This window comes from Pseudarthrobacter sp. R1, assembly GCF_024494415.1.
In the GTDB taxonomy this organism is placed as follows: Bacteria; Actinomycetota; Actinomycetes; order Actinomycetales; family Micrococcaceae; genus Arthrobacter.
The window spans coordinates 266,887-289,353 of the sequence record NZ_JAMKFI010000008.1; the positions used below are offsets into that span (position 1 = coordinate 266,887).

Genomic DNA, 22,467 nt, shown 5'->3' on the forward strand with positions numbered 1-22,467 from the left:
ACCGGCGTCCACCGCGGCAGACACCTCCATGATCTGCCCAAAACCTCATCCTCGGCCAGAGCCCGGGGCGAGGCAACCGCATACTTTCTCCCACCACGGCGCGTCAGCGACGCTGGACCGCTAGTCCAAGCGATCCTAGTCTGGCTGCTAGTCAGCGTTAAAGGGGTTGCTGGTGTCCGTGGCGAGGGTGCCGCTGCTGGCCGTCAGAACGCAGCCTGAAGCTTTTCCGGCAATTTCGAGGTCGGGGAAAGCAGCGAGGCCTGATGATGCTGCCCGCGTAAGAGTGCCCTTGATGGTGCAGTTGGACTGAAGCATGACCTGCGCGGAATTATCAACCGGGTTGCCGAAGGCGTCCAGGACATGGACGCTCACCGGCGGCGTGATGGGAGTGTTCTTGAGGACGACGGCGGGAATGGCATCAAACTTGAGTCGCCCCGCTGCTGCGGCCGTGATGGTCGCGGTCACCGGTGCGGGAGCCGCCAGCCCTTGGGAAGCTGCAGTGATGGTTGCGGTGCCGGCTTTGGTGTCCCCGTAAAAGAACGACGCCGACGAGGACCCGGCCGGGATGGTCACCGTGGAGATCTTTGCGCCGTTTGCCGCGGCAGCAAAGATGGTGGCACCGGCGGAGCTGGTGGCGAGCGAGACGCTGGAAATCCCGGCAGTAACGGCATTGCCGTAAGCATCTTGGCGTTGCAGCGTAACCGGGCCAAGGATTGCGGCGCTTGAGGCCGGGCCCGTAAGGGCTGCGCTGCTGGTGACTGTCAACTTGCTGGCTGCGGCCGGAACCACGGTGAACGTGCTGCTGACGGCGCCGGCGTAACCAGGGCTGGAAGCGATCAGCGTGTAGCCCGCAGCTGCCTTGTTGATCGAGAGGCCGCCGAACGCGGCTGTGCCCCACCCATCGGTGGTGGCGGTGACCGTTCCGGAGAGCGTCCCGGCAGCGGGATTGGCGCCAAGGCTGATGGTGACCGGGACTCCGGCTGAGGGAATTCCAGCCGAGGTTGCCCGCACACTGACGGTGATCGGCGAGCCAGCGGCCACGGTAGCGGATGGCTGTGAATCGAAGGAGAGGTCACGAAGGCTGGTCACCGCTACGGTTTCGCTGACGGGGCCCGCTGCTGTCCAGGAACGGTGGACGGCAGTTACCTGGTAACGGTGGGTGCCCTCCGGGACGGATGCGTCCGTGCAGGTAGTGCCTGCGATCGGAGCGGCCGGGCTGGAGCCGCAGGCGGCTACGGCTGTGGAACCGCTGATCCGGGTGACGTAGTAGCCCGTGGGGACCACGGCGCCGGGGGACCCTGTCCAGCTGACGGCAACGTTTGAGTTACTGCTTGCCGGCACCGAAACGTTGGTGGGCGGAAGCAGCGTGGCCGCTGACGCCGTCGTACTTCCGGAGCCGGAAGCCCGCCAGTGCGCTGAAGCGGGAGCAGCGCCTGCGAAAGCTGCAATAAAAAGGACCACGACGGCCAGCACTCCGGCACGCAAGAGCCAGTTAAACCAAACCAGCTCCCGCCGAAGCCGGGGGGTGGCTTCGGGGGAGCTGGCGTTTGTGGGCACGGGGACCTTCCGGAAAAATCGAGCTGGATAGCGGTCAGGCGGACTTCATCACCATTGGGCTACGAAGCTGATGGACTGCTTCAGGAAGGTGACTCCATGCCCCTTCAGCTGGCCGCGAAGTGCAGGGGCACCGTGGCGCCCTTGCAACCGTCCTGGTTCTCTGCGCTGTTGACCATCTGAAGAGTTACCGTGCCGGTGGCAGTGCCACCGGGCTCAAGTTCTTTAGCAGTAAAGTCGTAGTCCGTTATTGCGAAGTCGGCCGTCTTGCAGCCGGTCGATGAGGTCCACGTGGTGCCGTCGGTGTTGGCGACTTTGACAACAACTTTCGAGACCTTCTGAACGCCGGTGCCTGGGTTTGTCACGGTGAAGGTGACCTTCTGCGTCGGCCCGCCCGGGGAAAGGTCGCCGCCTGTAGCTGTACCGGTGATCTCGAAGCTGGAGGTGGTGCCGGCCTTGGTGGTGGCGCTGCCTGTTCCGGTGGCCGTCCAGTAGGCGAAAGCTGCACCGCCGCCGATGGCTACCAGTGCGGCAGTGGTGCCGATGATGCGCTTCTTACGTCCAGCAACCTTGCTCATGTCATACCCCTAAAACTTTTGCGGTAACCGCAGAGACCTTGTGAGCCTGTGTGGCTCCGATAGGAATAGCTTGGAGGAGCTGGCTCAAATTACTCATCGGTAATTCGTCAAGGTTTTGTCAAGTGTTCCTCGGCGTTTGCGCAGGTCAGCCGCACGTAGGCCGGGAAGGTACCACTGGGGCTATTCGCGTAGACCGGGGTGTGCGAACCTTTGGTGAAGGGAGCCGTGTTGCGGTGGCAGGAGGGGCCGAAGTGAGAATTGCATGCGGGCAGTTCAGCGCCGGCAGCGAACCCCAGCGGAACCTGGTGCAGATACAACAGCTGATGGAAACTGCCGCGCTGAATAACGCCGACCTGCTGGTGCTTCCCGAGTCCAGCCTGTACGCCGGCACCGAACCCCCAAGTGTCCTGGCGGACGTCGCAGAGCCCTTGGACGGTCCATTCATCAGCGGGATCGCAGCGCTCGCAAGAGGGCTCCACCTGCCCGTGGTGGTGGGAACCGCCGAAGCCACCCCCGGCGGCCTTCCGTTCAACACCCTGGTGGCTCTTGACTCGGAGGGCTCAGTTCAAGGCACGTACCGCAAGGTGCATCTCTACGACGCCTTTGGCTACCGCGAAAGTGACGGAACCAGCCAGGGCACCATCGCCGAGCCGTCTTTGCTCTCCTTCGGGCAGCTGCGCCTGGGCATGTTGACCTGCTACGACCTCAGGTTTCCGGAAAGTGCCCGCTACCTGGTGGACGCCGGCGCGAACGTCCTGCTGCTGCCGGCCATGTGGATCGTCGGCCCGGGCAAGGAAGACCACTTCAACACCTTGGTCCGTGCCCGTGCCATCGAGAACACCACCTACGTGGTGGCGGCCAACCAGAGCGGGCCGCTGGCCACTGCTTACTCGATTGTGGTTGATCCCTTCGGGGTGGTGATCGCCAACGCCGGCGAGGCGCCCGGAGTCATTTTTGCCGAGCTTGAACCTGAACGGATTGCGGCAGTCAGGACCCGTGTGCCGTCCCTGCGCAACCGCCGCTTCACAGTGGTACCCCGGGACCTCCACTAAGCCCCGGAAGTGTGACCTTCTTGACACCTGCATTTGACGTCCACGAAACATTCAGTGCCTTCCGCCGCCATAAAATTGGAGGCAGAGAAATTTCCCGGAAGGACCACTGTGCAGACCACCGACGCCGCGATGAAACCCATCATCGGACTCACCACGTACCTGGAGCAGGCTGGGACCGATGGTTGCGGCACGGTCAGGGCGGCATTCCTGCCCGAGACGTACCTGAACCCCATCATCGCCGCAGGCGGCGTACCCATCCTGCTGCCACCCCAGCCCGTCATGGCAGGCATGATCGAACTGCTTGTTGGCAGGCTCGACGGCCTGGTGGTTCCCGGCGGCTGGGACGTGGACCCGTCCCTCTACGGCCAGGAAGCCCACCCGGAAACTGATGCCCCGCGCCCAGAGCGTGATGCCTGGGAGCAGGCCCTGATCCAGGAAGCGATCCGCCAGGACGTTCCGCTGCTGTGCATCTGCCGCGGCGAGCAATTGCTGAACGTCACGCTGGGCGGCAGCCTCCACCAGCACCTGCCCGACGTCATCGGGAACGGCCAGTACCAGCCCGGCGGCTATAACTTCAACAGGATCCCGGTGGAGATCAAGCCCGGCTCCAGGCTTGAGCAGCTGATCGGTGCCAACCCCGGACCAGTGCCGGTCTCCCATCACCAGGCCGTGGACAAGCTCGGCGAAGGCCTTATTGCTGCAGCCTGGAGCGAGGACCAAGTGGTGGAAGCCATCGAATACCCGGCGAACACCTTCACCATGGGCATCCAGTGGCATCCGGAGGAGCTGCCGGAGGACTTCGGCCTTTTCCGTGGGTTCGTCGAAGCAGCCCGGGCGAAGTTCCTGTCGCGCCTCCTGCCGGCCACGCCGGCGTCGGCCGTCACTGCGGAGATCAATGCCAGCCTCGCTGGGCCGCCGCTCGTCTGAGCAAAATAACCGCCCGCAGGTGGCCAGGAGCTCCTGAAAAAGGCCAATGGGAACGCCCCGAAGCAGCGCGCGATGCGCCTTGTTTCGGGGTGTTTTCGCGTGTTTTTCCTTGCGGACAGGAAATAAGCATGCTTAGTATGTTCTAACACTGAGGTTAAGCCAAACGCTTCATGGTTCTATCCAGGAGTCAGAATGGCTGGTTTCCGAAACGTTTGTCCTCCTGCCCACGGACGAGTCCCACGTAAGGGAGATGCCGGCCCAAAGGGGCAGCGCTGATGCGCCGCCTGGGTGTGGAGGAAGAGTTCCTCATCGTCGACAATGCAAGCGGGCAGGCGGTGCCACTGGGCGAACTGCTGGACCGCCTGAGTGATGATGACGGGCTCAGCAGTGAAATGAAGCAGGAACAGATCGAAGCCTGCACGCTGCCAAGGATCAGCCTGGACGAGCTGGCGCAGGACCTCACGGCCCGGCGGGTGAGCGCGGATTCCACCGCCGGCGCGGTGGGTGCACGCTCCGTTGCCCTTGCCACATCGCCCTTTCCGGTGCAATCCACTGCCGCCCCGGGCGAGCGGATCGAGCGGATGATGCAGAAGTTCGGCGTGACGGCGGCTGAGCAGCTGACATGCGGCTGCCACGTCCACGTGGAGATCGACTCGGACGAGGAAGGCGTTGCCATTCTGGACCGGATCCGGATCTGGCTCCCGGTACTGATGGCCCTGACAGCGAATTCCCCGTTCTGCAACGGTGTGGACACCGGCTACGCGAGCTACCGCTCCCAGGCCTGGAACAGGTGGCCCACCGCCGGTCCCAGCGAAATCTTCGGCTCCGCTGAGGGTTACCACGCCCACATCCAGGAAATGCTCCGCTCGGGAGTTCCCCTGGACCTTGCACAGATCTACCTCGACGCGAGGCTTAGCCACCATCACCCCACCGTGGAAATCCGGGTGGCGGATGTGTGCCTGTTCGCCGACGACGCCGTCCTGCTCGCCGCCCTGGTGCGCGGCCTGGCGGAGACAGCCGCCAGGCAGTGGCGCGCGGGTGTGCCCCCGGTGCCTGCCTCTGCGGTACAGCTTCGACTCGCCTCCTGGCAGGCGGGCCGGTTTGGGCTCGACGGCGAACTGGTGGATCCGCTGACAGGCCAGCCCCGCGCCGCCTTCGACGTGGTCATGTCCCTGTTGGACTTCATCCAGCCGGTGTTGAAGGAGCAGGGCGAGTTCGACGTTGTGGAATCCCTGCTGTTCCAGGTCCTGACCAGGGGCACCGGTGCTGCAAGGCAGCGGGACGCCTACGCCAAAGCGGGCAGCCTGTGCGACGTCATCGCCGACGCAGTCCACGCCAGCAGCCTGCCCGCAACAGCGCTTTGGCAGCTGAGTGATTCGCCGCTGCTGGCGAGCGACCAGAGCTTTTAGGCAAGGATCAGGAACGAGGACCCTGAAATGTGCGGAATAGCCGGCGAAATCGCCTTCAACGGGAGAAAGGCCTCCCAGGAGTCGGTTCTGAAGATGATGGGGGCGATGACATCGCGTGGGCCCGACGGGCGGGGGACCTGGGAATCGGGCTGGGTGGCACTGGGCCATCAGCGCCTCAGCATCATTGACCTTTCCGAGGCAGGGGCGCAGCCAATGCTGGACGACGGCGGCCTGGCCGTCACGTTCAACGGCTGCATCTACAACTACAAAGAACTGCGCCGGGAACTGGAGCCGGAATTCACCTTCCGGTCCAACAGCGACACCGAGGTGATCCTGAAGGCCTACCGGAAGTGGGGCGACGACTTTGTCCACCACCTGGTGGGGATGTTCGCGGTGGCCCTTTACGATCCGCAGCGGCAGGAAGTCCTGCTGGCCAGGGACCGGCTGGGCATCAAACCGGTGTACGTCTCCGAGCTCCCGGGAAGGTTGCGCTTCGCTTCCAGCCTGCCGGCGCTGGTGGCTTCGGGCGGGATGGACACGTCCATTGACGAGACGGCCTTGCACCACTACCTGAGCTGGCACTCGATCGTCCCCGCGCCGCGGACCATCCTGCGCGGCATCCAGAAGCTGCCGGCCGCAACCATCCGGACCATTCGTGCTGACGGAACCTGGCACGACCGCGAGTACTGGAAACCTGACTACACGCGCCGCGCGGAGCACGCGGACTGGTCCGCGGCGGACTGGCTGGAAGCCGTCCGCGGTTCCCTTCAAACGGCAGTACGACGCCGGATGGTGGCGGACGTGCCGGTGGGCGTCCTTCTCTCCGGGGGCCTGGATTCCAGCCTCCTCGTTGCCCTGCTTGCCGAGGAGGGCCAGCACGGATTGTCCACGTTCAGCATCGGGTTTGACGGCGCCGGCGGGGACTCCGGAAACGAGTTCGCCTACTCGGACCTCGTTGCGCGGGAGTTCGGTACGCGGCATGAGCAACTGCACGTCAGCACTTCCGAGTTCACCCCGTCCATCGATGGGGCCGTGGGGGCGATGTCCGAACCGATGGCCAGCCACGACGTGACGGCGTTCCACCTGCTCTCCCGGACTGTCGCCGAGCATCTGAAGGTAGTGCAGTGCGGCCAGGGCGCCGACGAGGTCTTTGGCGGGTACGGGTACCACCAGCCGCTTGCTTCGGTGGGCCGTTCGGAGGCGTTGTCCACGTTCACCTCAAAATTTGTGGACCATAGCCATGAAGAACTCCTCAACATCCTGGAGCCCGAGTGGTACTGCGCCACCGATGTGAGCAGCCGGGTCCTGGCCGCCAACCTGGACGCCCCCGGTGCGGACACCGCCCTGGACGCGGTGCTCCGGCTGGATACCCACCTGCTGATGGTGGACGATCCCGTCAAGCGGCTGGACAACATGAGCATGGCCTGGGGCATCGAAGCCCGGGTGCCGTTCCTGGACCATGAGCTGGTGGAGCTCGCCGCGTCCTGCCCGCCGGAACTCAAGGCATCGCAGGGCGGAAAGGGCATTTTGAAGGACCTGGGCCGGCAGCTGCTGCCCACAGCCGTGGTGGACCGGCCCAAGGGATACTTCCCGGTCCCTGCCCTCCGCCACCTTGAGGAACCGTTCATCTCCATCGTCCGCGAGGCCCTCCATGCACCGGAGGCCAAGCAGCGCGGACTCTTCCAGCCGGCCTACATCGACGTCCTGCTGGCAGACCCCAACACGCAGCGGACAGCCGTGAACAGCAACGTCCTCTGGCAGTTGGCGCTGCTGGAAATGTGGCTCCAGCACCACGGGGTGGGCTAACGCCAGATGACGTCAGCGCCTGGGTGAGCCTCGTCGTCGTGCGGCGTAGGCGAACAGGGCGGTGGTGGCGACGGTGGCCAGATACCCGGCGATCACGATCAGCGAAATCCCCGCCCAGAAGTAGTTGGTGGTGCTGACCTCCTGCCAGGGACTGGGCGCGATCCGGACCAGCGAATACATCGCCACCGCAGCTGACGCCAGCCCGATCAGCACCGGCAGCGTGAGCCAGATCCGGGCCGACCCGATGTGCCCGCCAAAGCCGTCCCACGTATTCCACGCCCCGCGGCGGATGATGAGCCAGCCTGCCGGAATCATAAAAGCGCCCACCAGCAGGAACGCGGCAACCACGTCGGCCGGCCGGTGCCACTGGTTGATGAGCGTGGATACGCCCGATGCAATCGCGAACGTGCCGCCCACAAAACCGGCCAGCGGGCGCCAGCGGGGCGAGGCCATCAGGAACACCGCGGCTGCCGCCGACGCCGCCAGGGCGGTGTGCCCCGACGGCAGCGAATTCAGCTCCAGCGTCACCACGCCCTTGTCCGGCCGGGCCGGAAGCACATCCTTCAGGACCTGGGTGGCAATATTCGCGCCGATGCAGGCAGTCACCGCAATGCCGGCTTCCGTCCAGTGCTTCCGGATCACAGTGACAAAGAGCACCACGACGGCGGCCATCACCAGTGAGATGGTGGGCAGCAGGTCCAGGAACCTGGTGGTCGCCTTGCCCGCCGGCCCGTGGATATCGACGGCCTCCACCAGCGCGGACTCGTCGATGAACTGGCCCGTAGTGGTCTGGACGAAGTAGTAGTACGTGGCGATCAGCCCGGCAACGCAGGCCAGCGTGGCGAGCACGAAAAAGAAACCCGAGCCCGGAGCGGGGCGTGCTGGGGTCCTGGCCGGTGCCTGCCGTTGAGAAGTCATCACTTCAAGGTTGTCACAGAAAGCTGGGATCCCGCCGCATGTGCCGGGGATGCCGGCTGGGCCGGGCCCCGGCTGCAGTTACCCCAGGTTCCGGGCGAGTTCCTCGATCAGTTCGAACTGCTCGCGCACGCCGCCCTCCATGCCGGACTGGGCAATCATGTCCCGCACGTCCTTGCTTCCTGCGTCGGTGCGGATGCTGACCAGGGTGGCGCCGCCGTCGGCATCGCTGAAGGTGACGGTGTTGACCACGGACCCTTCCTCGCTGTCCGGCGACGCGCCGGGCGTCTCCATGACCTCCGTGTGCACGATCCGTTCGTTGGGTACGATCTCGCGGTACGTTCCGTGGAAGGCCACCTCGAACTCGCCGTGCGCCACCATCACGTAGCGCCATGCCCCGCCTACCCGGAAGTCCATCTCGGCCGTGGTCATCTCGCCCCGCCGCCCCGGCCACCAGCGCTTGACCAGTTCAGGCGTGGTCCAGGCCCTGTACACGAGGTGCCGGGGCGCGCTGACGGTCCGGGTGATGAGGATTTCCCGGTCGCTGGGAAAGGTCACGTCCATGGTGCCTGTTTGTGTCATTGTCCTGATCCTTAGTCTTGCGTGTCTTCCTGTTTGAGGTCGGCGAGCACGTCGTCCAGCAGTTCGAAGCGCTCGTCCCAGAGGTGCTGGTAGCCGGAGACCCAGTCATGGATGGGCTTCAGCGCCTGGGGGTTGAGCCGGTACAGCCGCTGCCGGCCCTCATCCCGCACATCCACCGCCCCTACCTCCCGCAGCACCCGCAAGTGCCGCGAGACCTGGGGCTGGGCCAGGCCAAGGAGTTCCACCAGCTCGTTCACCGGGCGCTCACCCTGCGTGAGCGCGTCCAGGATTTCCCGACGGCGTGGCTCAGCTACCGCGTTGAAAGTGTCCGTGGTGGTCGCTGCCCGTGCCATGCGCTCATTATATATCCGTATGGATATGCGTGCTCTGGCTCCTGCCCCGTTTCCTGCCGACCGGTCAATCTGGGTACTCGGACACCAGCGGTTTTGCCTTGACGGTGCTTAGCAACGCGGCAAGTGAACCGTCCATCGGCAGCAGCTCGCTGATGCCCGTGTCCTCGTTTCTCCGCGAGATCGTTTCGGTCAGCATGGAGTGGCCGAACCGGTACACGGCGTGGGCGAATTCGGCCTTGACGGCGGGGTTGAGCTCGGCCTGAGTGAACGCAAAGGACTGGAAGGGGTTAATCGCCGGCTGGACCTTCCGGGCGAACTCCTCGAACACCAGGTGCTGGTATTCCATCTCGTTGACGAAGCGTGCCGCCTGGAAGAGACGCTCACCGTTCCAGCCGTCTGCACCCAACGCCGACTTCCATTCTGCAAGGGTGGCCGCACCGCTCGGGGAAGTGTCGTTCTCGAGGGTGTTCTTGATATCGCCGACGAGCCGGTTGTGCTCGGAGTGGAAGACCTTGTGGATGGCGGTCAGGCCGATGTTCTCGTTGACCCGCCCATCACCGGCAACGAAATGTGCGTCGAGCATTTCATCGTCGTAAGTTCCCGCGGGCTGGCTGGCGAAGTCGGCGGAGGCCGCGTCATCAGCATCGGTCACCGGCGCCACCGGCGGGGTGGCGGGATTGTTGTCCGCGTACTTCGGGGACGGGTCCGCGTTGTGCGAGATCTCGGTCAGGAACGGCGTCTCGAAGTACTTCACATTCGCGGGAACCCGCACGGGAACCACGGTAGTCACCACTGCCACCTTCACTAACGCCGCCACCAGCCAGGTGATTACCGGGCTTACCCCGGGCACCACTTACAGGTTCGTGGTCAGGGCGGTCAACAGCACCGGAGCGGGTGCCGCATCGGCGGCATCCAATGCGGCTACGACGCCCAACCGGCCGGGCGCTCCGGTGATCGGGAGGGCTCGGCAAGGCGACAACCGCGGGCCTGTGACAGCCTCGATCGCCTGGACACCCCCGGCCACCACGGGCGGCTCACCGACCACCGGCTACAAGGTCACCGCCCTGCGGATGAGCTCGGGGGCAAACAATGCCACCGTGGTTTCAAGGACGGACTCCGCGGTCCTTCCGGCGACGGCCAGGACCCTGGAGATGACCCTTACCGGCAGCAACTACCGCTTTGTGGTGGTGGCCATCAACGGCGTGGGCACCAGCCCGGAGTCCGCCCGCTCGAACAGCGTGGTGGCGCGGTAGGAAAGGCATAGCGCAGCCAGCGCCTGCAGCTGGCAAGTGAAGGGGGTGGCCGCCAGGTCACCCCCTTTCGCTGTGCGCAGAGGTGGCCGATAGAGTGAAACCATGCCCGCCCACCCAGAGCATCAGCCCCGGAACGGGTTTCCGAACATCCCTTCCGTGGAGCAGCTTGTTAAGTCAGCGCACGTGGTCAGGCTGCCCATGCGCGTGAAGTTCCGCGGCATCATGGCGCGCGAGTCCCTGCTGCTGCAGGGTCCAGCCGGCTGGGGAGAGTTCTGCCCCTTCCCCGAGTACGGCGACGCCGAGGCCTCCCGGTGGCTTGCCGCCGCGATCGAGGCCGCCTGGACAGGGTTTCCCGCTCCGTTGCGTCCGGTGATTCCCGTCAACGCAACCGTGCCCGCCGTTCCGGCTGACCGGGTTCCGGAGGTTTTGGCGCGCTTTGGCAGGGTGGACGCTGTAAAGGTTAAGGTTGCCGAGCGCGGCCAGACGCTCGACGACGACGCCGCCCGCCTCGCCGCCGTCCGTTCCGCCCTTCCGGATGCGGCCATCCGCGTGGATGCCAACGGGGGCTGGGATATTCCGGCCGCTGTCGAGGCGCTCACACGGCTGGCCAACGTCCGCCTGGAATACGCCGAACAGCCGGTGCCCACCATCGACGGGCTGGCCGAGGTGCGGCGTGCCTTGCGGACCGCCGGAACACCTGTGCTGATCGCGGCGGACGAGAGTGTCCGTAAGGAATCAGACCCCCTGCGCGTGGCGCGCGCCGGCGCGGCCGACCTCATCGTGGTCAAGGTGGCGCCGCTCGGGGGAGTACGGCGCGCCCTGGACATCGTGGCGCAGGCCGGACTTCCCGCCGTCGTGAGCTCAGCGCTGGACACCTCGGTGGGGATCCGCGCTGGCCTTGCCCTGGCGGCGGCGCTTCCGGAACTGCCCTACGCATGCGGGCTGGGTACGGTGTCCCTGTTCGAATCCGACATCACCATGGATCCGCTCGTGGCCGACGACGGCGCCATCCGCCTCCGCGACGTCGCCGCCGACGCCGGGCTGCTTGAGCAGTATGCGGCTCCGCCAGAGCGCCGGGACTGGTGGCTGGCCCGGCTCCGCCGCGTCCACGCCCTCCTTACCGCCTAAACGCTCTCTCACCTTCCGCGCCTTTTTCGCACACGCTCCATCACCTTCCGCGCCTTTTCCGCGGACGCGCCATCACCTTCCGCGCCTTTTCGGCCGACGCTCCATCACCTTCCGCGCCTTTTCCGCGGACGCGCCATCACATCCCTGCAGGTCACGAGCGGCTAACCGGAGCTTCACCTTGTTGACTACTGCGCGTAGAAACCGGCTGACAGGGTGAGGGAACCGCATCGATTTCCCTGGAAGGCCCCCATGTCTGAAACGACTGCCCGCAAGTTCACCCTGCTGCCGATGCTCGGCCATACCAAGGGCAAGCGCAGTGCCGTCACCTGCGCGCTGAAGTGCGACAACGCGTGCGCAGGTGACGTCTGCAACACCAGCTCCAACAGCTACTTCCGCGACATCGCCTCCGCCACAATGTCCCGCCGCGCCGCCCTCGGCTTCGGCGCCGCCGGTGCGCTCGCCGTCGTCCTCGGCAGTGCCGTCACTTCGCCGGAATCCGCCAGCGCTGCCGGCCTCTCGAAGGCTGCGAAGGAAGGCTTCGGCAACTCCAAGCTCCGCTTCGCGCCGATCGCTCCGGTGGATGCCGCCGTCGACGCCGTCACGGTCCCCGAAGGCTTCACCTGGCAGCCGGTCATCCGCTGGGGCGACCCCATCTTCAACGGCGCGCCGGAGTTCGACCTGGACAACTAGACGGCCGCCGCACAGGAAAAGCAGTTTGGCTACAACAACGACTACGCGGACATCCTGGAGATTCCGGGCAGCAAGGGCCGCCGCGCGGTGCTTTTCGCCAACCACGAGTACACCAACGAGAACATCATGTTCCCGGCCACCATGCCTGCGGACCAGATGCGTGCTGTGGGGGCAGCCGCACACGGACTCACCGTGGTGGAGCTGGAGCGCCAGAACAAGAACAAACCGTGGACCTACGTCAAGGGTGCGCCGCTGAACCGCCACTACCTTAACAACACCGTCTACGAGCTGACCGGGCCGGCCGGCTCGTCACTGATCAAGACTGTTGACGATAAGGACGGCCGCTTCATCAAGGGCACCCTGGGAAACTGCGCCGGCGGAACCACACCCTGGGGCACCATCCTCTCCGGCGAAGAGAACTTCAACGGCTACTTCGTCTCCCCGGGCACCTCCGCCGAGGACAAGCGCTACGGCCTGACCAACAAGGCCACCGCCCGCGGTTGGGAACGGGACGACCCCCGCTTCGACACCCGCAACGCCGGCTATGAGAATGAAGCCAACCGCTTCGGCTGGATCGTGGAGGTTGATCCGTTCGATCCCGATTCCACCCCCAAGAAGCACTCCTCGCTGGGCCGCTTCAAGCACGAGGGCGCCAACGTGATCGTGGCCAAGTCCGGGCACGTCGTGGCCTACTCCGGCGACGACGAGCGCTTCGACTACCTCTACAAGTTCGTCTCCAAGGACAAGTACCGCGAGGGCGACCGCAAGCACAACATGACGCTGCTGTCCGCGGGCAACCTGTACGTTGCCAGGTTCACGGGCAACTCGCCGGCCGCTGAAATCACCGGCACCGGCGCAGTGCCTGCAGATAGTGCCTTCGACGGCATCGGCGAGTGGCTGCCCCTGGTCGTGGACGGCGAATCAGCAGTACCGGGCATGTCCGTGGAACAGGTGCTGGTGTACACCCGCCTCGCCGCGGACAAGGTTGGCCCCACCAAGATGGACCGCTGCGAGGACGTGCAGCCCAGCCTGCACACCGGCAAGGTCTACGTGGCGTGCACCAACAATTCCAACCGCGGTGTCGGGTCCAATGAAGGCGCCAACGAGGTCAACCCCCGCAACCAGAACCGCGACGGCCACATCGTGGAAATCACGGAGACCGGCGACCAGACCTCCACCGGGTTCACCTGGAACCTGCTCATGGTCTGCGGCGATCCCGCCCAGGGTGATGTCACCTACTTCTCCGGCCTCCCCGTGGACAAGGTTTCACCCATCTCCTGCCCGGACAACCTCGCGTTCGACTCGGTGGGCAACCTCTGGATTGCCACGGACGGCGCCCCCTCCGGTATCGGCCGCGCTGACGGCCTGTTCAAGGTCACCCTGGAGGGAGCCGATCGCGGCAAGGTGGAGCAGTTCCTCGCCGTTCCCCGTGACGCTGAAACGTGTGGTCCTATCATCCATGACGAGGAGCGCACCGTGTTCGTCGCCGTGCAGCACCCGGGCGAGGACGGTAAGTTCGAGGCGCAGGTGTCCTTCTTTCCGGATTATGTCAAGGAAGGCACGACGCCGGCTCCGGGCCAGGCACGCGCGCCGCGCCCGTCCGTGATCCAGGTGTTCCGCGGCTAGGTTCGTCCCCGGTGAATGAGCCTGTCGAAATCCAACGCTCTCTCACTTAACGCGGGTAATTCCAGGACGCTTTATCACTCTCTTCAGGAGAGTGATGGAGCGTCCCGGTTTAAGGCGCATTAAGTGAGAGAGCGTTGGCGGTTTATGGCACATTAAGTGAGAGAGCGTTGGCGGTTTTGGTGCGGGGAGTGATGGGGCGTCGGGGGTGGCAGACTGGTTTGGTGACTTCGCACAACGATTCCGCCCAAGACGCTTCAGATCAAGACGCTCCCCACCAAAACGCATCCGCTACAGACTCTTCCCCCGCAGAGACGTACTCCGCAGGCGCTTCCGACGCCGCACCTTCGTTGAGTGCCGTGGCGGCGGCGCGGATCGCCGTCGGGGTCTTGGTCGACGGCGGTGTGCAGCACGTGGTGGTGTCGCCCGGGTCCCGGTCCGCTCCCATGGCCTACGCCCTGGCGGAGGCGTCGGCCGAGGGTAAGGTGGAGCTGCTGGTCCGCATCGACGAGCGTTCCGCCGGCTTCACGGCGCTGGGCCTTGCCCTGTCCACCGGCTCGCCCGCCGCCGTCCTCACGACGTCCGGGACCGCCGTCGGGAATCTCCTCCCGGCGGTGATGGAGGCAAACCATGCCGCCGTCCCGCTCATCGTCCTGTCCGCTGACCGGCCGGACGAGCTGCGCGGCACCGGCGCCAACCAGACCACCATCCAGCCCGACATCTTCGGCGAACAGGTGCGCTTCGCCGTCGACGTCCCCGCAGGCACCGACCCCGAACGCGCCATCCGGACCGGCCTGTCGGCGGCCACCGGCGCGTTCCCCGACCTGGCCCCCGGCCCGGTCCAGCTCAACCTGGCGTTCCGCGATCCGCTGATTCCCGAGGCCGGGGCGGAGTTGCCGGCGGCGGCAGAACGGCCGCGGTACCGGCTGGCCAGTGAGCCGCTCGTGATGAACCTTCCGCCTGCATCTGAGCACCTGCCCGAACGACGCACCGTGGTACTCGCAGGGCACGACGCCGGCCCGGTCGCCGAGGCCTTCGCCCGCGCGCATGGCCTGCCGCTGCTGGCCGAGCCGTCCTCCAATGCCCGCTTCGGGCCGAACGCCGTGGGCCCGTACCGGCTTCTGCTGGAGCACTTTGGAGCCGGGGCAGCAGCGCCGATTGAGCGGGTGGTCCTGTTCGGCCGGCCTACTCTGTCGCGGCCGGTCGCAGCCCTACTGGCCCGCGCGGACGTTCAAACCGCCCTCTACCAGCCGGTTCCGGTGGCCTGGTACGAGCCCGGCCGGCGCACCGAGCTGCCCCTGGAAAGCCTCGCGGACCTGGCAGATTTTGCCGGCCGCGGCCCGGCCACATGGCTGGATACCTGGCTGCTTGCCGGATCGGCCGCCCAGCACGCGCTGGACCGCATCCTGGCTGAGGGAGCTGCGGCCACGGGTCCGGCCGTGGGCTCGCTGGTGTGGGAACACGCCCGGGGCCAGCTGCTGCTGGGCTCCTCCAACGGAATCCGCGACGTGGACCTGGCCGGCCTGCCCGCTCCTGAACCTGCCGCCACCGTATATGCCAACCGCGGCCTCGCCGGGATCGACGGCACCATCTCCACCGCCACCGGCATTGCACTCGGCGGGCGGCAGGAAACCACCGTCCTGCTGGGCGATATCACCTTCCTGCACGACGCCGGCGGCCTGCTCCTGGGCACCGGGGAGGAAGAGCCGCACCTGCGGATCGTTGTGCTCAACGACGCCGGCGGGGCCATCTTCGACCTGCTGGAGCACGGCGCGGTGCGTGCGGCAGGAACGTATGGCGACGCCGTCGAGCGCCTCTTCGGCACCCCCCATACAGTGGACATTGCGGCACTTGCTGCAGCGCACGGCGTCGGGCATTGCTCGGTAAGTACGACGGCGGCACTCGCCGAGGCGCTCACGCAGCCGATCGAGGGCCGCAGCATCATTGAAGTCCGAACCGACCGGCAGGGCCTGCGCGCCCTGCACGGCCGGATCAAAGAGGCCGTCGCCGCCGCGGTCGGGGGAGTACTGGCGCGGTAGCCCACAAGCGGTGCCCTGTGGACCTATTCCGTCGGCGGCGTGAACTCGCTGGCGCTAAACGTTGCTCCCTGCGGGTCCCGGATCAAGGCCTCCCGCGTCCACCCGGTGTCGTACTGCCGAAGGATTTCGGCCCCCAGCCGGATAGCGTCAGCAACAGCCTGGTCCCGGTCGGCAACGGCGAACGTCACGTGCCAGTGCGGCGGTTCGCCGGCGTCAGTTGCTACGACCCAGGCGATCGCGTCATCGAAGCCGGGTGGGGCGGCGATCTCTGCGTGCTGGGTCCTGATGTCCGGATAGATTGTTGCTTCAAGGTGGTCGCCGTAGCCTGGGCGTCGGACCATCAGCCCGAAGCCGACGTCGTCCACCTGCCAGCCGAACGCGTCCTCGTAGAACGCAATGCCCCCGCTGGGGTCAGCCGTATGCAGGTCGCTGAAATTCCAGGCTCCCGGCTGATTGACCGCCTGCGCCCCCAGCCGCCGCTTCGGCTGCCAGATGCGGAACTTGACTCCTTCCGGATCGGCCAGCAACGCTCCGCGGCCGCCTTCTCCCGCGTCTGCCGGTGGGGCCAGCACCTTGGCACCCGCCGTCACCAGCCGCCGGACTGCAGCGTCGGCGTCATCGACTGCTATGTAGGTGTTCCACGCCGTTCCCTCCGCGCTGCTTGCTATCCCGGCGACGTCACGGCCGTCCAGCTTTGCTATCAGGTACCTGCCCGGCTCCCCGGGCGGCATTACATCCTCGAAGGTCCAGCCAAAAAGTCCGCCGTAGAAATCAGCAGCCGCGTTTACGTCAGGCTGCTCCGTGTCGATCCAGCACGGGACACCCTGAGGGTAGGTCCGTTGGTTCATGCCTCGCTCCTGTTCATGCTTTCCGTCATTGCGGCTTCGAATGCAGGCAGGCTGCGTTCGATCATGTCCTCGTTGGCAGTGAGGGAGATCCGGAAAAAGCCGGGCGTCTCGAACAGCGCACCCGGAAAAACAAAGACATCCCGGCGGACGAGTGACTCGGTGAACGCCTCGTCGTCCGGAATGGGGGAGGTGGCAAACAGGTAGAACGTGCCCTCCGGCCGGTGAACGCGGTAACCCATGCCGCCCAGCGCGTCCACCAGCCGGTCCCGGCGCCGCTGCAACTGGCCGACGTCGATGGTGAACGTCTCCAGTTCGGGAAGCGCGTGCTGCAGCAGGGCGTTCGGGTACACCCAGCCCATCGCCACCTGTAGGCCGGTGATGGCGGGGCGCATCTCCTCCCGCTGCGGCATCGTGGGCGGCAGCGCCAGATAGCCCACCCGCTGGCCCGGCGAGAGGTGGGTTTTGCCGTAGGAATAGGCCAGGAGAGTGTGCGCGTAGAACTCCACGGGACTGTGGAAGCGGAGGCCATCGAACACAATCCGGTTGTAGGCCTCGTCTGAGACCAGGTAGATCCGCCTGCCGATCCGCACCGAGGCCGCCTCCAGCATTTCCGCCAGCCGGAGCAGCAGGTCGGGAGGGTAGATCCGCCCCGTGGGATTGTTGGGTGAATTGACGATCACAACCCTGGTGCGCTCCGTGATGGCAGACTCAATCGCGTCCAGATCCAGGTCAAACGTTGCCGTGCTGACTTTTACCTTCACCGGAACGAGGCCTGCTTCAAGGATCAGCGGCTCGTACAGGAACCACGGCGGCAGGCTGTAAATGACTTCATCACCCGGATCGCTGACCGTCTTCAGCGCCAAGGCGATGGCGGCAAAACCGCCGGTAGTGAGGTAGATGTCCTCCCTACGGAACGGCACATCCAGTAGCCGCTGAAGGGATTCCGCGGCCGCCTCCCGGGCAGCTTCGCCGTTGGTCTGGTATGCGAACCACTGGTCGTGCTGCGGAGTAAGGGCATCCCGCAACGTACTGACGTACCGGTCGGGCGGCATCTGGTGCGGGTTGCCGAAAGTGAAATCACAAATATCCGACCGGGCTTTCCGGCGCAGGCTGGCCGCCGTGAGGTAGGCGTCAACCCGTTGGAACGAGGGGATGGATGCCAGCCGCCCAGCGCGGACTGATACGGCCGAGGTTGGCCACGGTGTGGTTGTCGGGTCTGTCATGCCGGCGCTCCTCTATTGGCCGGCCAGGGTGGGACGGCACATCGGATGGGCAGCACGCTGCTGAGCCAGGGCTGTAGTGGGACCTATTGTGTGCCGCGGCACACAGGAAGTAAATGCCCGGGCAAGTGGCGCGTGCCGCCGTCGTACGCGTTACGGGTGGCGGCGCGCAAGCCACCCCCGACGCAGAAATTCCCTGCCGCCGCGGATATATCCGCAGCGCCAGGGAATCTGTGTGTCGAAACTGGAGAAGGGCTACTCCTCGATATCGATGTGCGTCGGGTCGAGCACGCGGCGCAGGAACTCCTTCGTGCGAGCCTGGGTGGGGGCGGAAATGACCTGCTCGGCCACGCCTTCCTCCACCACAATGCCGCCGTCCATAAACACCACGCGGTCCGCCACTTCACGGGCGAAGCCCATCTCGTGGGTGACCACCAGCATGGTCATGCCCTCCTTGGCGAGGTTCCGCATCACGGAGAGGACATCGCCCACTGTCTCGGGGTCCAGGGCGGAGGTGGGCTCATCGAACAGCATCAGCTCCGGATCCATGCTCAGCGCGCGGGCAATGGCCACACGCTGCTGCTGGCCGCCGGAGAGCTGGTCCGGGAAACGGTCCGAGAGGTGTCCCAGTCCCACGCGCTCCAGGTTGTGCATTGACACCTTGTCGGCCTCGGCCTGGGACCGCTTGAGGACCTTCGTCTGGGCGATGGAGCAGTTGCGCTTGGCGTCCAGGTGCGGGAACAGGTTGAACTGCTGGAACACCATGCCCACCTTGCGGCGCATCTTGTCGATGTCCACATCGGGATCGGTCGCCTCGAAGCCACCCACGTGGATGCTGCCCTGGTTGGGCTGCTCCAGCAGGTTCACGCAGCGCAGGAGGGTGGACTTGCCGGAGCCGGACGGCCCAATCAGGCACACCACTTCGCCGGGAGCCACGTCCAGGCTGATGCCCTTCAGGACCTCATTGGATCCGTAGGACTTGCGCAGGTCCTTGATCTCCACGCCGGCGGCGTGGACGGTTGCCGTGCCACCGCGGGAGTTGTTTACGACGTCGTTCATGGTCTTCGCTGCCTATCGGTTTGACCGCGCGGTGCGGCTTTCGAACTTCCGGGCCAGGAAGCTCAGGGGGATGGTGATCACCAGGTAGAAGGCTCCGGCCACCAGGAGCGGGGTCAGGCCTGCGCCCAGGCTGGAGATGCCGTCGCGGCCGAACTTGGTGAGCTCGTACTGGGAAGCGGTGAGGCCCAGGACGTAGATCAGCGAGGAGTCCTTGGTCAGCAGGATGACCTCGTTGGTCAGGGGCGGCAGGACGATCTTGAACGCCTGCGGGATGACGATGGTGACCATGGCCCGCCACTGCGGCATGCCCAGGGAGCGGGCTGCTTCGAGCTGGCCCTTCGGTACCGCCTGCAGGCCGGCACGGAGGGTTTCGGCGATGTAGGCCGAGGCGACCATGCCCAGCGAAATCATCACGATCACGGTGATGTTCCATGAGACACCGAACGCCAGCGGGACGCCGTAACCGAAAGCGATGAAGACCAGAAGCGCCGGGATTCCGCGGAAAAACTCGATGTAGCCGGTGGCGATCCAGCGGTACAGCGGGAAGCTGGAGAGCTTCATCAGGGCCAGCAGCAGGCCGCCGGAGAGGCCCACGATGAAGCCGAGGAAGGTGTAGATCAGGGTGTTCACCAGGCCGGTCACGAAGATGCCGGGGAACATGGGGCCGATCTTGCCGAAGTTGAAGACGCTGTTGCCGATGGTCTCCCAGTCGGTGGCCAGGATCAGCGCGGCGATGGCCACAACAAAGATTCCGGCCTGGACATACAGGCTTACTCTGGCTCGCTGACGTGCGGTCATTGCCATGGGTTGCTCACATTCGTTGTGCGTGGCAGAGGCCCCGGACGGACTGCGGTACAGCTCGTCCGGGGCCCCGGCTGCGTAGTTCTCAGGGCCGTAACCCAAGGCGGGGGAGCCTCAGGCCTGCACGGCGACTACTTGGCGGTGGTTGGCTACTTGGCGGCTTCGCCGAACCAGGTGGTCTTGAACTTCTCAAGGGAGCCGTCGTCGGTCAGGCGCTTGAGGGTGCCGTTGACCTTCTCAGCCATGGCGGTGTTGCCCTTCTTGATGGAAATGCCCAGCTGCTCGCCGGTGGCAAATTCTTCAACGCTCTTGAACTTGGGCTGGTCCTTGATGGCGTAGCCCAGGACGGACTGGTTGCCCAGGGCTGCGTCGATGGTGCCGGCCTCAAGTGCCTGCACCAGGAGGCCCGTGTCCTCGAACTGCTGGGCGTCGAGGCCCTGCTCCTGTGCGTAGTCTGCGCCGGTGGTGGCCTGCTGGACGCCCACCTTCTTGCCCTTGGCGTCGGCCAGGCCGTTGATGCCGGAATCCTCGCTGGCTACCAGGGCCAGGTCGTCATCCAGGTACGGCGTGGAGAAGTCCATGACGGCCTTGCGGGTGTCCGTGATGGAGATGGAGGAGATGCCCAGGTCGCACTGGGTCAGCGCGGTGCCGGTCTCGATGGCTTCGAAGGAGCTGTCCACGATGCTCAGTTCGGCGCCGAAGTCCTTGGCGAGCTCCTTCGCGATGTCCACGTCGAAGCCGACCGTCTGGCCGTCCTTCTCGAATTCGAACGGCTCGTAGGGGATATCCGAGCACACAGTGAGCTTGCCGGAGTTGATGAGCTGGATGCCGCCTTCGGAAGCTGCCGGAGTGGAGCTTCCGCCGCCGCAGGCCGTGAGGGTGAGGGCGCCGGCGGCGAACAGTGCTGCTGCCTTGGCGGTGATCTTGGCCGTGGCCAGGGACTTGAGCTGCATGTTTCTTACCTTTTGTTGCAGGAGTATGCGGTACTAAATCGGTTCATAGTGTAGCGCCGTTTAGGAGATGTGCATCACAGGAAACTTAGTTTCACTATTGGATAACTAAGTTACTGCTCATTTCAAGCCTAGGGGAAGGGGCGGTGTCTTGGATGCCGGACATCCTGGCCAAAAGGGCACCTAGTTGCTGATTCCGAGCGACTCCAGCATCGGCCGGAACTTCGCCCAGGTCTCGGCGAGCTCGGCCTCTGGCAGCGAGCCGTCGACTATGCCGCAACCGGCATATAGCCGCACTGTGTCGTTGGACTCAATGACAGCACCCCGCAGGGCGATGCCCCATTCTCCGTTTCCCGCAGCATCAAGCCATCCCACCGGCCCGGCGTAGGGCCCCCGATCCAGGTGCTCCAGCTTGCGGATCAGCGCCCCGGCCACCTGGGTGGGGGTTCCGCAAACGGCAGCAGTGGGGTGCAGGGCATTGATAAGCGCCAGGCAGGTTGGGACGTGCCCCTCCACCTCGGTCAGCTCCGCCTTGACGTCCGACGCCAGGTGCCAGACATTCGGCAGCTCCAGGATGAACGGTTCATCGTGGGCGTTCATGGCCTCCGAGAACGGCGCCAGTTGGGACGTCAGCGACTGGATGGCGATCTCGTGCTCGTGCCGCTGCTTCTCCGATCCCGCCAGCACACGGGTGGCGTAATCCATGGGAAGGCCGTCCTCCCCGTGCGCATCGCGGCGGTCCAAAGTGCCGGCCAGCACGCGTGCCTGTGCCGTGCGCCCCTCCACCTGGATCAGCATCTCGGGGGTGGCACCCACCAGCCCGTCCACTCCGTAGGTCCAACATTCGCGGTACCGGCTGGCCAGCTCGCCCAGCACCTTGGCAGCGTTCACGCCGGAGGGAACAGTGGCCACAACGTCCCGCGCCAGCACCAGCTTCTCCAGCGCGCCCGTCCGGATCTCGGCCACTCCCGCGGCCACGGCGGCCATCCAGTCCTTCTCGCTCAGCGAGCCTGTGTGCAGGGTTGCGCCGGCTGCCAGGGGAAGCGGACGTACGACGGCGCCGCCCGCCTTGCCATAAGCGGTGCCCGGGGTGCCGTTCCCGGCGAAGTCCGCTGCCGCCGTCGTGCTTTCCGCCGCCGTGCTTCCACCGTCGGAACCGCCCCCCAGCCAGCGGTCCAGCGCGGCGAGGGCGCCCGCCTCGGTGAGGGGGCCGTCGTCAAACGTCAGCTGGGTGACCCAGATTTGGCCATCCCGCACGCCCACGACGATCTCGGGCACGATCAGACGGGACTCGTGGGCCGACGTCTTGGAGAAAGCGAAGGAGCCAAAAGCGACGGGGCCGGTGCCCGGGAGTTCCACGGAGTCGGTGATGTCGGCCTCGAGTACCAGGTGTCGCCACCAGATATCGGCCTCGAGGAAGCGTTCCGGGCCGGTGGCGGTGAAGCGGGCGATTTCGCCGAAGCCCACCAGCCCGGCCTCGCGGCGGGTCCAGCAGAGGACATCGTCCCGGACCAGAAACGACGGCAGCCCCCCGGCGAATTTTTGGCCATCAAGGGGGACTGTCAAGGTGCGGAACGTGCTGGTCATGATTGCTCCACGGTACTCCTTTTTACCGCCCCTAAAGCGCACAGGGGAGTACCGTCGGCTGCGCATACCCCAGTAGCCGTGCCGGGCGTAGCC

19 protein-coding genes and 1 pseudogene are annotated in these 22,467 nt (G+C 65.6%); 8 read left to right on the forward strand and 12 right to left on the reverse strand.

Going from position 1 to position 22,467, the window contains the following annotated elements; all coding sequences use genetic code 11:
- Positions 1-147: 147 nt before the first annotated feature.
- Together M8J71_RS12030 and M8J71_RS12035 are read right to left on the reverse strand one after the other, a co-directional pair.
- Entirely contained in the window at positions 148-1,557 is a 1,410-nt protein-coding gene (locus tag M8J71_RS12030; protein WP_256248139.1) for a carboxypeptidase-like regulatory domain-containing protein, read from the reverse strand.
- A gap of 104 nt (positions 1,558-1,661) precedes the next feature.
- Positions 1,662-2,132: a hypothetical protein gene (locus M8J71_RS12035; RefSeq protein WP_256248140.1), complete on the reverse strand. Its 471-nt coding sequence runs from the start codon at positions 2,130-2,132 to the stop codon at positions 1,662-1,664.
- A 251-nt stretch (positions 2,133-2,383) separates the two neighbouring features.
- On the opposite strand from M8J71_RS12035, the gene M8J71_RS12040 reads away from it, so the two are divergent.
- The 4 genes from M8J71_RS12040 to M8J71_RS12055 all read left to right on the forward strand — a co-directional run bounded on the left by M8J71_RS12040 (position 2,384) and on the right by M8J71_RS12055 (position 7,326).
- A complete protein-coding gene (locus M8J71_RS12040) occupies positions 2,384-3,184 on the forward strand; it encodes a carbon-nitrogen hydrolase family protein (RefSeq protein WP_256248141.1) in 801 nt (266 codons plus the stop codon).
- 108 nt (positions 3,185-3,292) lie between these two features.
- Entirely contained in the window at positions 3,293-4,111 is an 819-nt protein-coding gene (locus tag M8J71_RS12045) for a gamma-glutamyl-gamma-aminobutyrate hydrolase family protein (protein WP_256248142.1), read from the forward strand.
- A 275-nt stretch (positions 4,112-4,386) separates the two neighbouring features.
- Complete coding sequence (locus tag M8J71_RS12050) at positions 4,387-5,520, forward strand: glutamate--cysteine ligase (protein ID WP_256248143.1); 1,134 nt, start codon at positions 4,387-4,389, stop codon at positions 5,518-5,520.
- A gap of 27 nt (positions 5,521-5,547) precedes the next feature.
- Complete coding sequence (locus tag M8J71_RS12055) at positions 5,548-7,326, forward strand: N-acetylglutaminylglutamine amidotransferase (protein WP_256248144.1); 1,779 nt, start codon at positions 5,548-5,550, stop codon at positions 7,324-7,326.
- Between the two features lie 12 nt (positions 7,327-7,338).
- Here M8J71_RS12055 and M8J71_RS12060 read toward each other — a convergent pair whose 3' ends face one another.
- The 4 genes from M8J71_RS12060 to M8J71_RS12075 all read right to left on the reverse strand — a co-directional run bounded on the left by M8J71_RS12060 (position 7,339) and on the right by M8J71_RS12075 (position 9,966).
- A complete protein-coding gene (locus tag M8J71_RS12060) occupies positions 7,339-8,244 on the reverse strand; it encodes a phosphatase PAP2 family protein (protein WP_256248145.1) in 906 nt (301 codons plus the stop codon).
- 78 nt (positions 8,245-8,322) lie between these two features.
- Positions 8,323-8,823, reverse strand: a complete 501-nt coding sequence (locus tag M8J71_RS12065; protein ID WP_256248146.1) for an SRPBCC family protein — start codon at positions 8,821-8,823, stop codon at positions 8,323-8,325.
- Positions 8,824-8,834: 11 nt separating this feature from the next.
- The gene (locus M8J71_RS12070) at positions 8,835-9,176 is read right to left on the reverse strand and encodes an ArsR/SmtB family transcription factor (RefSeq protein WP_256248147.1); all 342 of its coding nucleotides are present in this window, start codon (positions 9,174-9,176) and stop codon (positions 8,835-8,837) included.
- A 64-nt stretch (positions 9,177-9,240) separates the two neighbouring features.
- On the reverse strand, positions 9,241-9,966 hold the full coding sequence (locus tag M8J71_RS12075) for a peroxidase family protein (protein ID WP_256248148.1): 726 nt from the start codon (positions 9,964-9,966) through the stop codon (positions 9,241-9,243).
- Positions 9,967-10,165: 199 nt separating this feature from the next.
- Here M8J71_RS12075 and M8J71_RS23445 point away from each other — a divergent pair, with 199 nt between their 5' ends.
- From M8J71_RS23445 to menD, 4 genes and pseudogenes are all read left to right on the forward strand, one after another.
- The gene (locus M8J71_RS23445) at positions 10,166-10,429 is read left to right on the forward strand and encodes a fibronectin type III domain-containing protein (protein ID WP_256248149.1); all 264 of its coding nucleotides are present in this window, start codon (positions 10,166-10,168) and stop codon (positions 10,427-10,429) included.
- Between the two features lie 102 nt (positions 10,430-10,531).
- Positions 10,532-11,557: an o-succinylbenzoate synthase gene (locus M8J71_RS12085; protein ID WP_256248150.1), complete on the forward strand. Its 1,026-nt coding sequence runs from the start codon at positions 10,532-10,534 to the stop codon at positions 11,555-11,557.
- 249 nt (positions 11,558-11,806) lie between these two features.
- A pseudogene (locus M8J71_RS12090) lies at positions 11,807-13,873 on the forward strand (PhoX family protein).
- Between the two features lie 221 nt (positions 13,874-14,094).
- Positions 14,095-15,909 (forward strand): 2-succinyl-5-enolpyruvyl-6-hydroxy-3-cyclohexene-1-carboxylic-acid synthase, encoded by a 1,815-nt coding sequence (menD, locus tag M8J71_RS12095; RefSeq protein WP_374114843.1) that lies wholly within the window; start codon positions 14,095-14,097, stop codon positions 15,907-15,909.
- Between the two features lie 23 nt (positions 15,910-15,932).
- Here the strand turns inward: menD and M8J71_RS12100 are convergent, their stop codons facing one another.
- The 6 genes from M8J71_RS12100 to M8J71_RS12125 form a co-directional block, all read right to left on the reverse strand.
- Positions 15,933-16,757 (reverse strand): VOC family protein, encoded by an 825-nt coding sequence (locus M8J71_RS12100; protein WP_256248151.1) that lies wholly within the window; start codon positions 16,755-16,757, stop codon positions 15,933-15,935.
- Positions 16,754-17,980: an aminotransferase class I/II-fold pyridoxal phosphate-dependent enzyme gene (locus M8J71_RS12105; protein WP_256248152.1), complete on the reverse strand. Its 1,227-nt coding sequence runs from the start codon at positions 17,978-17,980 to the stop codon at positions 16,754-16,756. The genes M8J71_RS12100 and M8J71_RS12105 overlap by 4 nt, the downstream gene beginning before the upstream one ends.
- A 252-nt stretch (positions 17,981-18,232) precedes the next feature.
- On the reverse strand, positions 18,233-19,036 hold the full coding sequence (locus M8J71_RS12110; RefSeq protein ID WP_256248153.1) for an amino acid ABC transporter ATP-binding protein: 804 nt from the start codon (positions 19,034-19,036) through the stop codon (positions 18,233-18,235).
- 12 nt (positions 19,037-19,048) lie between these two features.
- Positions 19,049-19,840: an amino acid ABC transporter permease gene (locus M8J71_RS12115; protein ID WP_163161642.1), complete on the reverse strand. Its 792-nt coding sequence runs from the start codon at positions 19,838-19,840 to the stop codon at positions 19,049-19,051.
- A gap of 146 nt (positions 19,841-19,986) precedes the next feature.
- Positions 19,987-20,790, reverse strand: a complete 804-nt coding sequence (locus M8J71_RS12120) for an ABC transporter substrate-binding protein (RefSeq protein WP_163161644.1) — start codon at positions 20,788-20,790, stop codon at positions 19,987-19,989.
- Between the two features lie 180 nt (positions 20,791-20,970).
- A complete protein-coding gene (locus M8J71_RS12125) occupies positions 20,971-22,374 on the reverse strand; it encodes an isochorismate synthase (protein WP_256248154.1) in 1,404 nt (467 codons plus the stop codon).
- Positions 22,375-22,467 lie beyond the last annotated feature (93 nt).